The 12281-nt window shown below is 51.4% G+C and carries 13 protein-coding genes and 5 tRNA genes; 15 read left to right on the top strand and 3 right to left on the bottom strand.

Features of this window, described 5'->3' with window-relative positions; all coding sequences use genetic code 11:
- Positions 1–68: 68 nt before the first annotated feature.
- The 14 genes from ybgC to pnuC all read left to right on the top strand — a co-directional run bounded on the left by ybgC (position 69) and on the right by pnuC (position 8501).
- Positions 69–473: a tol-pal system-associated acyl-CoA thioesterase gene (gene ybgC, locus HV314_RS17500; protein WP_181546306.1), complete on the top strand. Its 405-nt coding sequence runs from the start codon at positions 69–71 to the stop codon at positions 471–473.
- Complete coding sequence (gene tolQ, locus HV314_RS17495; protein WP_016152312.1) at positions 470–1162, top strand: Tol-Pal system protein TolQ; 693 nt, start codon at positions 470–472, stop codon at positions 1160–1162. Before ybgC ends, tolQ begins: the two co-directional genes overlap by 4 nt.
- A gap of 3 nt (positions 1163–1165) precedes the next feature.
- Positions 1166–1594 carry a colicin uptake protein TolR gene (gene tolR / locus HV314_RS17490; RefSeq protein WP_003022978.1) on the top strand — a complete coding sequence of 143 codons (429 nt, stop codon included), beginning with the start codon at positions 1166–1168 and terminating at the stop codon, positions 1592–1594.
- A gap of 64 nt (positions 1595–1658) precedes the next feature.
- Positions 1659–2915, top strand: coding sequence for a cell envelope integrity protein TolA (tolA, locus tag HV314_RS17485; protein ID WP_016152313.1), 1257 nt, complete (start codon positions 1659–1661; stop codon positions 2913–2915).
- Between the two features lie 127 nt (positions 2916–3042).
- Positions 3043–4335, top strand: coding sequence for a Tol-Pal system beta propeller repeat protein TolB (gene tolB, locus HV314_RS17480; protein ID WP_003022981.1), 1293 nt, complete (start codon positions 3043–3045; stop codon positions 4333–4335).
- A gap of 34 nt (positions 4336–4369) precedes the next feature.
- Positions 4370–4888, top strand: coding sequence for a peptidoglycan-associated lipoprotein Pal (gene pal, locus HV314_RS17475; RefSeq protein ID WP_003022983.1), 519 nt, complete (start codon positions 4370–4372; stop codon positions 4886–4888).
- A 9-nt stretch (positions 4889–4897) separates the two neighbouring features.
- Positions 4898–5686, top strand: a complete 789-nt coding sequence (gene cpoB, locus HV314_RS17470; protein WP_016156016.1) for a cell division protein CpoB — start codon at positions 4898–4900, stop codon at positions 5684–5686.
- A gap of 165 nt (positions 5687–5851) precedes the next feature.
- A tRNA-Lys gene (locus HV314_RS17465) sits at positions 5852–5927 on the top strand.
- A 26-nt stretch (positions 5928–5953) separates the two neighbouring features.
- Positions 5954–6029, top strand: a tRNA-Val gene (locus tag HV314_RS17460).
- Between the two features lie 3 nt (positions 6030–6032).
- Positions 6033–6108 (top strand) — tRNA-Lys (locus HV314_RS17455).
- A 149-nt stretch (positions 6109–6257) separates the two neighbouring features.
- Positions 6258–6333, top strand: a tRNA-Lys gene (locus tag HV314_RS17450).
- Positions 6334–6365: 32 nt separating this feature from the next.
- Positions 6366–6441: transfer RNA gene (locus HV314_RS17445), tRNA-Lys, on the top strand.
- 269 nt (positions 6442–6710) lie between these two features.
- The gene (gene nadA / locus HV314_RS17440; protein ID WP_181546305.1) at positions 6711–7754 is read left to right on the top strand and encodes a quinolinate synthase NadA; all 1044 of its coding nucleotides are present in this window, start codon (positions 6711–6713) and stop codon (positions 7752–7754) included.
- Between the two features lie 27 nt (positions 7755–7781).
- Positions 7782–8501 (top strand): nicotinamide riboside transporter PnuC, encoded by a 720-nt coding sequence (gene pnuC, locus HV314_RS17435; protein ID WP_016152316.1) that lies wholly within the window; start codon positions 7782–7784, stop codon positions 8499–8501.
- Here pnuC and zitB read toward each other — a convergent pair.
- Together zitB and HV314_RS17425 are read right to left on the bottom strand one after the other, a co-directional pair.
- Positions 8498–9439, bottom strand: a complete 942-nt coding sequence (gene zitB / locus HV314_RS17430; RefSeq protein ID WP_019076308.1) for a CDF family zinc transporter ZitB — start codon at positions 9437–9439, stop codon at positions 8498–8500. The genes pnuC and zitB overlap by 4 nt on opposite strands.
- A 113-nt stretch (positions 9440–9552) precedes the next feature.
- Complete coding sequence (locus HV314_RS17425; RefSeq protein WP_016152318.1) at positions 9553–9927, bottom strand: YbgS-like family protein; 375 nt, start codon at positions 9925–9927, stop codon at positions 9553–9555.
- A 317-nt stretch (positions 9928–10244) separates the two neighbouring features.
- On the opposite strand from HV314_RS17425, the gene aroG reads away from it, so the two are divergent.
- Positions 10245–11297: a 3-deoxy-7-phosphoheptulonate synthase AroG gene (aroG, locus tag HV314_RS17420; RefSeq protein ID WP_016152319.1), complete on the top strand. Its 1053-nt coding sequence runs from the start codon at positions 10245–10247 to the stop codon at positions 11295–11297.
- Between the two features lie 154 nt (positions 11298–11451).
- Here aroG and gpmA read toward each other — a convergent pair whose 3' ends face one another.
- Entirely contained in the window at positions 11452–12204 is a 753-nt protein-coding gene (gene gpmA, locus HV314_RS17415) for a 2,3-diphosphoglycerate-dependent phosphoglycerate mutase (RefSeq protein ID WP_003022999.1), read from the bottom strand.
- Positions 12205–12281 lie beyond the last annotated feature (77 nt).

The raw sequence follows: 12281 nt of genomic DNA, 5'->3' as shown, positions 1-12281 counted from the left end.
AGTCACCAGGCGCTTACAAAGTTAAGCGACCGGTGTGAGTGGGCGAAGCCAACAAAGAGGCAGTAAGAATGAACAAGTATATGTTTCGATGGCCGGTTCGTGTCTACTATGAAGACACCGATGCCGGAGGGGTGGTTTACCACGCCAGCTACGTCGCTTTTTACGAAAGAGCACGCACAGAAATGCTGCGTCATCATCACTTCAGTCAGCAGGTCCTGTTGGCCGAACGTGTAGCCTTTGTGGTGCGCAAGATGATGCTGGAGTATTTTGCGCCTGCCCGGCTCGACGATATGCTCGAAGTCCAAACCGAAATTACGTCAATGCGTGGCACCTCATTGGTTTTCACGCAACGCATTGTCAACGCAGAGAACACCGTGCTGAATGAAGCCGAAGTTCTGATTGTTTGCGTTGATCCACTCAAAATGAAGCCTCGTGCGCTTCCCAAGTCTATTGTCGCGGAGTTTAAGCAGTGACTGACATGAATATCCTTGATTTGTTCCTGAAGGCAAGCCTTCTGGTTAAACTTATCATGTTGATTTTGATTGGTTTCTCAATCGCATCCTGGGCCATTATTATCCAGCGGACCCGTATTCTTAATGCTGCTTCACGTGAAGCCGAAGCATTTGAAGACAAGTTCTGGTCCGGTATTGAATTGTCGCGCCTGTATCAGGAAAGCCAGGGGCGTCGTGATAACCTGGTGGGTTCGGAACAAATTTTCTACAGCGGATTCAAAGAGTTTGCGCGTCTGCATCGGGCGAATAGTCATGCGCCGGAAGCGGTCGTTGAGGGGGCATCCCGTGCGATGCGTATCTCGATGAACCGTGAACTGGAAACGCTGGAAACGCATATTCCATTCCTCGGCACCGTCGGCTCCATCAGCCCGTATATCGGTCTGTTCGGTACCGTTTGGGGGATCATGCACGCATTTATCGCGTTAGGCGCGGTAAAACAGGCAACGCTGCAAATGGTCGCACCGGGTATCGCGGAAGCGTTGATTGCAACGGCTATCGGTCTGTTTGCGGCAATCCCGGCGGTTATGGCTTACAACCGACTGAATCAGCGCGTGAACAAGCTGGAACTGAATTACGACAACTTTATGGAAGAGTTCACCGCGATTCTGCACCGCCAGGCGTTTACCGTTAGCGAGAGCAACAAGGGGTAAGCCATGGCCAGAACGCGTGGACGAGGTCGTCGCGAACTCAAGTCCGAAATCAATATTGTACCGCTGCTCGACGTACTACTGGTGCTGTTGCTGATCTTTATGGCAACCGCGCCGATTATTACGCAGAGTGTGGAAGTCGACCTGCCGGATGCGACCGAATCGCAAGCTGTCAGTAGTAACGACGAACCGCCGGTCATTATTGAAGTTTCCGGGATAGGGCAATACAGCGTGGTCGTTGAGAAAGATCGTATGGATCAACTGCCGCCGGAGCAGGTTATCGCGGAAGCGAAAAGTCGCCTGCAGACCAATCCGAAAACGGTCTTTTTAATCGGTGGTGCGAAAGACGTGCCTTATGATGAAATAATTAAAGCGCTGAACTTGTTACACAGTGCAGGCGTAAAATCGGTTGGCTTGATGACGCAGCCAATCTGATGACTACGTTTTGCTGGCTTGAAAGATAGCGCGTAACAGGCGAACAGTTTTTTGGGAACCGAGAGTGTCAAAGGCAACCGAACAAAACGACAAGCTCAAAAGGGCGATAATTATTTCAGCGGTGCTGCATGTCATTTTATTTGCAGCGCTGATCTGGAGTTCGTTCGATGAGCACATTGATGCTTCAGCCGGCGGCGGTGGCGGTTCGTCCATCGACGCCGTTATGGTCGATCCTGGCGCCGTTGTGCAACAGTACGACAGGCAGCAGCAACAGCAGGCAAGTGCTAAACGTGCAGAAGAGCAGCGTGAAAAACAGGCGCAGCAGCAAGCTGAGGAGCTTCGCGAGAAGCAGGCGGCCGAGCAAGAGCGACTGAAGCAACTTGAAAAAGAACGTTTAGCCGCGCAGGAAAAAGTGCGCGAACAGGCGGAACAGCAGAAACAGGCCGAAGCCGCCGCCGCGAAAGCGCAAGAGCAACAGAAACAGGCTGAAGAAGCTGCGGCGAAGGCTGCTGCAGACGCGAAGGCCAAAGCTGATGCTCAGGCGAAACAAGCGGCAGATGCCGCGAAGAAAGCCGCTGCGGACGCACAGAAAAAAGCAGAGGCTGAAGCCGCTAAAGCCGCTGCTGATGCGAAGAAAATTGCCGAAGCACAAGCTGCTAAGGCTGCCGCAGACGCTGCGAAGAAAGCTCAGGCTGAAGCCGCCAAGCAAGCAGCAGCCGAGAAAGCTGCTGCGGAGAAAGCAGAAAAAGCCGCTGCCGCGAAAGCTGCCGCTGCTGAAAAGGCTGCGGCTGATAAGAAAGCTGCAGCGGAAAAAGCAGCAGCAGATAAAAAAGCTGCAGCCGAGAAAGCCGCTGCCGATAAGAAAGCTGCGGCAGATAAAGCGGCGGCTGCGAAAAAGGCTGCGGCCGAAAAAGCAGCTGCAGCCTCTGGCGTTGACGACTTGTTGGGCGACTTAAGCTCCGGTAAGAATGCACCGAAATCAGGTGGTGGAGCGAAAGGAAACGGTCAACCGGCGAAAGATAGTGGTACAAGTGGTGCAAATGGCGGTGCATCTGGCGCTGATATCAGTGCTTACGCATCTCAAATTCGTAATGCGATCCAGAGCCGCCTGTATGGTGCCGATTTGTATGCGGGTAAATCTTGCGTATTACATATCAAGTTAGCACCCGATGGTCTGTTACTGGATGTGACCGAAGAGGGCGGAGATCCGGCATTGTGTCAGGCTGCGCTGACGGCTGCGAAAACAGCCAGAATTCCTAAACCGCCTAGCCAGGCTGTTTATGAAAAAGTAAAAGATGCCAAGCTGGACTTTAAACTGTAATAACGTCCCTGAGAATTCAGGGGAAACGGTCTAAGGTTGAGACAGCGTTCTGGTAGTTTTGTGTATTTGAGTTTGTTAACATTCTGCTAAATTATCGTGGGCTTTCCGTCCAGATAAGGGAGATATGATGAAGCAGGCATTACGAGTAGCATTTGGTTTTCTGATGCTGTGGGCAGCGGTGCTGCACGCAGAAGTACGTATCGAGATCACCCAGGGGGTGGACTCGGCACGCCCGATTGGTGTTGTCCCCTTCCAGTGGGCAGGGCCGGGTGCTGCACCTGAAGATATCGGTGGTATCGTAGGTGCCGACCTGCGTAACAGCGGTAAATTTAATCCGTTAGACCGTTCTCGTCTGCCGCAGCAGCCGGGTACCGCACAGGAAGTTCAACCTGCCGCATGGTCTGCGCTGGGTATTGATGCCGTGGTAGTAGGTCAGGTTACGCCAAATCCGGATGGTTCCTACAGCGTTGCTTATCAACTGGTAGATACCGGTGGCGCACCGGGTACCGTACTGGCACAGAACACCTATAAAGTGAACAAGCAGTGGTTGCGTTACGCGGGACATACTGCAAGTGACGAAGTGTTTGAAAAACTGACCGGTATTAAAGGTGCATTCCGTACCCGTATCGCTTATGTTGTTCAGACGAACGGCGGCCAGTTCCCGTACGAATTACGTGTATCCGACTACGATGGCTACAACCAGTTCGTGGTACACCGTTCTCCGCAGCCGCTGATGTCTCCGGCATGGTCTCCGGACGGTTCAAAGCTGGCATACGTCACTTTCGAAAGCGGTCGTTCTGCGCTGGTTATTCAGACGTTGTCTAATGGCGCGGTTCGTCAGGTAGCGTCGTTCCCACGTCACAACGGTGCACCTGCGTTTTCTCCGGATGGCAGCAAACTGGCGTTTGCCCTGTCTAAAACCGGTAGCCTGAACCTGTATGTCATGGACATTGGTTCCGGTCAGATCCGTCAGGTGACGGATGGTCGCAGCAACAACACGGAACCTACCTGGTTCCCGGACAGCCAAAACCTGGCCTTTACCTCTGACCAGGCCGGTCGTCCGCAGGTATATAAAGTTAACGTCAACGGCGGTGCTCCGCAGCGTATTACCTGGGAAGGTTCGCAAAACCAGGATGCGGATGTGAGCAGCGACGGTAAGTTTATGGTAATGGTAAGCTCAGCCAATGGTCAGCAACACATTGCCAAACAAGATCTGGTAGCGGGTGGCGTACAAGTCCTGTCGTCAACGTTCCTGGATGAAACGCCAAGTCTGGCACCTAACGGCACTATGGTAATCTACAGCTCTTCTCAGGGGATGGGATCCGTGCTGAATTTGGTTTCTACAGATGGGCGTTTCAAAGCGCGTCTTCCGGCAACTGATGGTCAGGTTAAATTCCCTGCCTGGTCGCCGTATCTGTGATAATAAATAATTGATTAATAAAGGAATCATTGAAATGCAACTGAACAAAGTGCTGAAAGGGCTGATGATTGCTCTGCCTGTTATGGCTATTGCAGCGTGTTCTTCTAACAAGAACGCCAGCAATGACGGCAGCGAAGGCATGCTGGGTGCCGGCACTGGTATGGATGCAAACGGCAGCGGCAACATGTCTTCTGAAGAGCAAGCGCGTCTTCAGATGCAACAGCTGCAGCAGAACAACATCGTTTACTTCGATCTGGACAAGTACGATATCCGTTCTGACTTCGCTGCAATGCTGGATGCTCACGCTAACTTCCTGCGTAGCAACCCGTCTTACAAAGTCACCGTAGAAGGTCATGCGGACGAACGTGGTACTCCTGAGTACAACATCTCCCTGGGTGAGCGTCGTGCGAACGCCGTTAAGATGTACCTGCAGGGTAAAGGCGTTTCTGCTGACCAGATCTCCATCGTTTCTTACGGTAAAGAAAAACCTGCAGTACTGGGTCATGACGAAGCGGCTTACGCCAAAAACCGTCGCGCCGTACTGGTTTACTAAGAGAATTGCATGAGCAGTAACTTCAGACATCACCTGTTGAGTCTGTCGTTACTGGTTGGCATAGCGGCCCCCTGGGCCGCTTTTGCACAGGCGCCAATCAGTAGTGTCGGCTCAGGCTCGGTCGAAGACCGTGTCACTCAACTCGAGCGTATTTCTAACGCTCACAGTCAGCTTTTAACCCAACTCCAGCAACAACTCTCCGATAATCAGTCCGATATCGATTCCCTGCGTGGTCAAATTCAGGAAAATCAATATCAACTGAATCAGGTTGTTGAGCGACAGAAGCAGATATTGCTGCAGATGAATAATCTTGGCAGCGGTAGTGCGCCTGCGGCACAGTCTACAGGTGGCGATCAGAGTGGGGCGGCAACCCCTGCACCTGATGCGGGAGCTGCAGCAACGTCAGGGGCTCCCGTGCAAACTGGCGATGCGAATACCGATTACAATGCAGCGATTGCTCTGGTGCAGGATAAATCCCGCCAGGATGACGCAATTGAAGCATTTCAGAACTTCATCAAAAAGTACCCGGACTCTACTTACCTGCCCAATGCGAATTACTGGCTGGGTCAGTTGAATTACAACAAGGGTAAAAAAGATGATGCTGCGTTCTATTTTGCTTCGGTAGTTAAAAACTTCCCAAAATCACCTAAGGCTGCAGACGCGATGTATAAAGTCGGCGTCATCATGCAGGACAAAGGTGACACAGCAAAAGCTAAAGCGGTTTATCAGCAGGTTATCACTAAATATCCTGGCACTGATGGCGCGAAACAAGCGCAAAAACGCCTTGGCGCGATGTAATGACCACCATGCGACCAGAAATCGTGTTATTTCTGGTCGTGTCGTGTGATTCCTAAGCAGTTGAGTTATTTACATCGAAATTTTTGTTGCGCTAAAATCTGAAATCAGTAATATATGCCGCCGTTGCCAAGGGATATCAAACAGCCCGAAAGCGGCGAAAAAAGTGGGGCGTTAGCTCAGTTGGTAGAGCAGTTGACTTTTAATCAATTGGTCGCAGGTTCGAATCCTGCACGCCCCACCACTTAATGCAGTATCCAGCGTAGTATCGGGTGATTAGCTCAGCTGGGAGAGCACCTCCCTTACAAGGAGGGGGTCGGCGGTTCGATCCCGTCATCACCCACCACTCGGGGCGTTAGCTCAGTTGGTAGAGCAGTTGACTTTTAATCAATTGGTCGCAGGTTCGAATCCTGCACGCCCCACCAACTTTAACATTGTACTCAGGTGTTAAACGTGAAGGATAACGTTGCTTTAGCAACGGCCCGTTAGGGCGAGACGAAGTCGAGTCATCCTGCACGCCCCACCAATTCTTATATTGGTGTCGAGTAAAGAATTTTTCAGGTGACATCCGAGCGGGTCGTTAGCTCAGTTGGTAGAGCAGTTGACTTTTAATCAATTGGTCGCAGGTTCGAATCCTGCACGACCCACCATCCTGAATAATTGAAGCAGTAAACCCCATACGGGGGCGTTAGCTCAGTTGGTAGAGCAGTTGACTTTTAATCAATTGGTCGCAGGTTCGAATCCTGCACGCCCCACCAGTGTAAAAAGGCGCCCTAAAGGCGCCTTTTTGCTATCTGCGATTTATAAGATTGCCTGATGTCCTTTGCTTTTCAGCCTACAGACGACACTACTCCTGTAGGCCGGATAAGACGTCAGACGCCATCCGGCATTCATCACACGCAATTATTGTGACTTTTCTGCGCCAATCCGCTATCTTGTTTAGCATACAAAACAAATCAAACCGAATATGGCGTGCGTCACGCTTTTAATCGGTTATTTCGTTAAGCCAGTGAAACGAGAAAGCAAGATGAGCGTGATGTTTGATCCAGAAGCAGCAATTTATCCGTTTCCGCCGAAGCCAGTACCGCTAAGTGTGGATGAAAAGCAATTTTATCGTGAAAAAATCAAGCGCCTGCTGAAAGAGCGTGATGCCGTTATGGTCGCGCATTATTACACCGATCCTGAAATTCAGCAGTTAGCGGAAGAGACCGGGGGCTGTATTTCTGATTCTCTGGAGATGGCGCGGTTCGGTGCAAAGCATTCTGCCTCTACGCTGCTGGTTGCGGGCGTGAGGTTTATGGGAGAAACTGCCAAAATTCTCAGCCCGGAAAAGACCATCCTGATGCCGACCTTACAGGCGGAATGTTCATTAGATCTGGGCTGTCCGATTGACGCGTTCAGCGCATTTTGCGACGCGCATCCGGATCGTACCGTGGTGGTTTACGCCAATACCTCTTCTGCCGTTAAAGCACGTGCGGACTGGGTCGTGACTTCCAGTATCGCGGTTGAGCTTATTGAGCATCTTGATAGTTTAGGTGAAAAAATCATCTGGGCTCCGGACAGACATCTGGGCAACTACGTGCAAAAACAGACCGGCGCAGACGTGCTCTGTTGGCAGGGCGCCTGCATCGTCCACGACGAGTTTAAAACCCAGGCCTTAACACGCATGAAAGGGCTTTACCCTGATGCCGCGGTGCTGGTGCACCCGGAGTCCCCTCAGTCTATCGTTGATATGGCAGATGCGGTTGGCTCAACCAGCCAGCTCATCAACGCGGCTAAATCGTTACCGCATAAGCAGTTGATTGTGGCGACTGACCGGGGCATTTTTTACAAAATGCAGCAGGCCGTTCCGGATAAAGAGCTGCTTGAAGCTCCGACGGCTGGCGAGGGGGCAACCTGTCGCAGCTGTGCGCATTGTCCGTGGATGGCGATGAATGGCCTGAAAGCGATTGCTGAGGGCCTGGAACATGGCGGCGCGGCTCATGAGATACATGTTGAGGACTCGCTGAGAGAAGGGGCGCTTTTGCCGTTAAACCGTATGTTGGAATTTGCGGCTACACTTCGAGCGTAATTATTTATTTTTGCTCTGGGGGAAAAGATGGACTTTTTTAGCACGCAGAACATTCTGGTACATATTCCGATTGGCGCGGGTGGTTACGATTTGTCGTGGATCGAAGCCGTGGGAACGATCGCCGGGTTGCTGTGTATTGGCCTGGCGAGCCTTGAGAAAATCAGCAATTACTTCTTCGGTCTGATAAACGTCACGCTGTTTGCAATTATCTTCTTTCAGATCCAGCTCTATGCCAGCTTGTTGCTGCAAGTTTTCTTCTTTGCCGCAAATATCTACGGCTGGTATGCCTGGTCCCGGCAAACCAACCAGCATGAAGCGGAACTGAAAATTCGCTGGCTACCGCTTCCAAAAGCGATCGGCTGGCTGGCGGCTTGCGTGGTGGCGATCGGCCTGATGTCGATCTATATCGATCCGGTCTTTGCGTTCCTGACAGGCATTGCGGTGAATATTATGCAGGCATTGGGATTACAGGTTGTTGTGCCTGAACTACAACCCGATGCATTCCCGTTCTGGGACTCCTGCATGATGGTGCTGTCGATTGCGGCGATGATCCTGATGACGCGCAAATACGTTGAAAACTGGCTGCTGTGGGTGATCATTAACGTCATTAGCGTGGTGATCTTTGCCCTGCAAGGCGTATATGCCATGTCGCTGGAATATATGATCCTGACGGTTATCGCCCTGAACGGTAGCAGGATGTGGATTAACAGCGCGCGTGAGCGGGGTTCCCACGCGCTTTCTCATTAATGGTGATGATGTGAATGGCCGGACACGCCCTGATACAGGTGACAGTCCGGCCCATTGCACGGCTGATACTCCATCTGGATTGTGGCGTGTTCAATCTGGTAGTGATGGATAAGGAAATGCTGAATACGCTCCAGCAACGCATCGTGATCGTGTGGCGGGATCACCTGAACATGCAGTGTCATTACCGGTTTTTCGCCCACCATCCAGACATGGACATGGTGAACGTTGCGGACTTCAGGAATATCCCGGCTGAGATGGCGCTGCAGTGCGGCGATATCCAGCGTCAGCGGGGCACCTTCCAGTAATTCATTAACGCTATCTTTTAGCAATCGCCAGGCGCTACGCAGCACCAGCACGGAAACCAGAATCGAGAGAATTGGGTCCGCGGGTGTCCAGCCCGTCCAGATAATAATCAGCGCAGCGATGATTGCCCCGACCGAGCCGAGTAAATCGCCCATCACATGCAGCGCCGCGGCGCGGACGTTCAGATTTTTCTCTTCACTGCCGCGATGTAAAACCCAAAAAGCGAGCACGTTGGCCAGTAGACCCGCGACAGCAATAACCATCATCATGCCGCCAGCCACGGGGCGAGGCGTCTGGAAGCGCTCAATCGCCTCCCAGACGATTAAAATGGTGATAACGACCAATGCGATGGCATTAACAAATGCGGCCAGCGTCGTGAGCCTCAGCCAGCCGAAGGTGTGTCGTATTGTGGGCGGGCGACGGGAAAACCGGACGGCCAGCAGCGCGAAAAGCAGCGCCGCAGCATCCGTGAGCATATGCCCGGCGTCGGCCAGCAAGGCCAGTGAACCAGAAAGTATGCCACCCACCACTTCAACCAACATAAATCCGGCTGTAATGCAGAATGCGAACATCAGTCGGCGGGCATTATTGTCCTTGGGTTGTTCAGAGGAAGTATGAGTATGTGCGTGCGCCATTATGCCATCCCTTTGTTATTCTCATCTTTACTGTATGCCATCATACCGTTTTTGGGATGATAAAATTAAAAAGGAGAGCTATTGCTCTCCCGTTATTAGCTTTAATTTCAGCGTTACTGCGTGGTGCCATCAGTTTTTGTGTCAACATCATTGTTGATGCCGTTTCCGGTCTCAACCTTCTTATTCACATCAGGGCAGCGACCGTCCTTACACATCGTGTTTTTGTGCATCTCATCTTTGGTCATCCCTTCATGGTTCATTGATGAACCGTCCGGGTGCAGCATTGTGCCACCTGAATTCACGTTACTGTTGTCGACATTATTTGGCGCCACGTTTTCGCGGGCGTCTGGGGCGACTTGTCCTGCATCAGCCGAGGAATTTGCCTGACCGTTATTGGACTGCGCGTTGCTTTCAGCAGCCAGTGCCGCGCCGCTGGCGAGGCTGAGTGTAGCGGTAAGGAAGAGTGAAGCCAGCTTTGTCATATGCATAATATGCTCCTGTTAAGGTCGATATGTCGGATAACGTCTTCCAACAGTGCATGTGCCAGTTACATCATTAATATGTGGTTAATCGTTTTGCTATGGAAATTAAAACCAGCATAGAATCTTGAAATCTATGAAAATTAAAGTTGTTACAGTTAGAAATTGTAGTTTGGATCTCGTTTTTCGCTACTTTATTGCGTTTTTTTGGCCAATTCCAGGATTAATCCGTCCAAAGTGTAAAACCCCGTTTACACTTTATGACTGAAGATATAGATTGGAGGGATTGCATTCATTTATATAAGTATGGCAACGCTGGAATAATCATGAATTATCAGAACGACGATTTACGCATTAAAGAGATCAACGAGTTATTACCACCAGTCGCACTGCTGGAAAAATTCCCCGCTACTGAAAATGCCGCCAATACGGTGGCTCATGCCCGTAAGGCGATTCATAAAATTCTGAAAGGGAGCGACGATCGCCTTCTGGTGGTGATTGGGCCGTGCTCTATTCATGATCCGGCAGCTGCCAAAGAGTATGCCACTCGTCTGCTGGCGCTGCGCGAAGCGTTAAAAGGTGAGCTTGAAATCGTCATGCGCGTCTATTTTGAAAAACCGCGTACCACCGTTGGCTGGAAAGGGCTTATCAACGATCCGCACATGGACAATAGCTTCCAGATCAATGATGGGCTGCGCATTGCGCGTAAACTGCTGCTGGATATCAACGACAGCGGATTGCCGACTGCGGGTGAATTCCTCGATATGATCACCCCACAATATCTCGCCGATCTGATGAGCTGGGGCGCAATTGGGGCACGTACAACAGAATCTCAGGTGCACCGCGAGCTAGCATCGGGTCTGTCCTGCCCGGTTGGTTTTAAAAACGGTACCGATGGCACCATCAAAGTGGCGATTGATGCAATCAACGCTGCAGGGGCACCGCACTGCTTCCTGTCTGTCACCAAATGGGGTCATTCAGCGATCGTGAATACCAGTGGTAATGGCGATTGCCATATCATTCTGCGCGGTGGCAAAGAGCCGAACTACAGCGCTCAGCACGTTGCGGACGTGAAAGAAGGTCTGGTCAAAGCAGGACTCTCTGCGCAAGTGATGATCGACTTCAGCCATGCCAACTCCAGCAAGCAGTTCAAAAAGCAGATGGATGTTGCGAAAGATGTTTGCGGACAAGTCGCCGGTGGCGAAAAAGCAATTATTGGCGTGATGATCGAAAGCCATTTGGTGGAAGGTAATCAGAATCCGGATAGCGGTGAGCCGCTGACCTACGGTAAGAGCATCACCGACGCCTGCATTGGTTGGGAAGATACCGATGCGGTGTTGCGTCAACTGGCGGATGCGGTAAAAGCGCGTCGCGGTTAACCAAGTCCCGTAGGCCTGAGAAGCGTAGCGCCATCAGGCATTCCGTTGCAGACTGCCGGATGGGGCGATGTCTTATCCGGCCTACATTTTCTGGTCGTGCCGAAATAAAAAAGCGTGGAGGAATCCACGCTTTGTCTTTAACTTACCGCGAAAATTACTTCGCTTTACCCTGGTTCGCAACGGCCGCCGCTTTTGCTGCGATCTCGTCAGCGTTACCCAGATAGTAGTGTTTGATCGGCTTGAAGTTTTCGTCGAACTCATACACCAGCGGTACGCCGGTCGGGATGTTCAGTTCAAGGATCTCATCTTCGCCCATGTTATCCAGGTATTTAACCAGCGCACGCAGAGAGTTACCGTGAGCGGCGATAATTACGCGCTCACCGCTTTTCATGCGCGGCAGAATGGTTTCATTCCAGTAAGGGATAACGCGATCGATAGTCAGCGCCAGGCTTTCGGTAACTGGTAACTCTTTGTCGGTCAGCTTCGCATAACGCGGATCGTGACCCGGGTAACGCTCGTCGTCTTTGGTCAGTTCCGGCGGGGTAACCGCAAAGCCGCGACGCCACTGCTTAACCTGCTCATCACCGTATTTTTCAGCGGTTTCTGCTTTGTTCAAACCCTGCAGCGCACCGTAATGGCGTTCGTTCAGTTTCCAGGATTTCTCAACCGGCAGCCAGGCCTGATCCAGTTCGTCCAGTACGTTCCACAGGGTGTGGATGGCACGTTTCAGCACAGAGGTATAAGCAAAATCAAAGCTGTAGCCTTCCTCTTTCAGCAGTTTTCCTGCCGCTTTTGCTTCGCCCACGCCTTTCTCGGACAGATCAACATCATACCAACCGGTAAAACGGTTTTCGTTGTTCCACTGACTTTCACCGTGACGTACCAGAACCAGCTTAGTTACAGCCATACATTCACTCCTATAAATCATATCGAATGATAATAATTCTCATTATATTGCCGTAATGTGTAAGCGGCAATGCTTAC

Origin of the sequence: Citrobacter sp. RHBSTW-00887 (genome assembly GCF_013728095.1) — a bacterium.
Lineage (GTDB): Bacteria > Pseudomonadota > Gammaproteobacteria > Enterobacterales > Enterobacteriaceae > Citrobacter > Citrobacter braakii.
Note: the sequence above shows the minus strand (reverse complement) of the source record. Positions and strands in the feature narration are given on the sequence as shown.

Bases quoted from the DNA above. Each gene is read 5' to 3' on its own strand.
- ybgC (WP_181546306.1), top strand. From the start codon at position 69: ATGAACAAGTATATGTTTCGATGGCCGGTTCGTGTCTACTATGAAGAC.
- tolR (WP_003022978.1), top strand. From the start codon at position 1,166: ATGGCCAGAACGCGTGGACGAGGTCGTCGCGAACTCAAGTCCGAAATC.
- tolB (WP_003022981.1), top strand. From the start codon at position 3,043: ATGAAGCAGGCATTACGAGTAGCATTTGGTTTTCTGATGCTGTGGGCA.
- pal (WP_003022983.1), top strand. From the start codon at position 4,370: ATGCAACTGAACAAAGTGCTGAAAGGGCTGATGATTGCTCTGCCTGTT.
- cpoB (WP_016156016.1), top strand. From the start codon at position 4,898: ATGAGCAGTAACTTCAGACATCACCTGTTGAGTCTGTCGTTACTGGTT.
- nadA (WP_181546305.1), top strand. From the start codon at position 6,711: ATGAGCGTGATGTTTGATCCAGAAGCAGCAATTTATCCGTTTCCGCCG.
- pnuC (WP_016152316.1), top strand. From the start codon at position 7,782: ATGGACTTTTTTAGCACGCAGAACATTCTGGTACATATTCCGATTGGC.
- zitB (WP_019076308.1), bottom strand. From the start codon at position 9,439: ATGGCGCACGCACATACTCATACTTCCTCTGAACAACCCAAGGACAAT.
- HV314_RS17425 (WP_016152318.1), bottom strand. From the start codon at position 9,927: ATGCATATGACAAAGCTGGCTTCACTCTTCCTTACCGCTACACTCAGC.
- aroG (WP_016152319.1), top strand. From the start codon at position 10,245: ATGAATTATCAGAACGACGATTTACGCATTAAAGAGATCAACGAGTTA.
- gpmA (WP_003022999.1), bottom strand. From the start codon at position 12,204: ATGGCTGTAACTAAGCTGGTTCTGGTACGTCACGGTGAAAGTCAGTGG.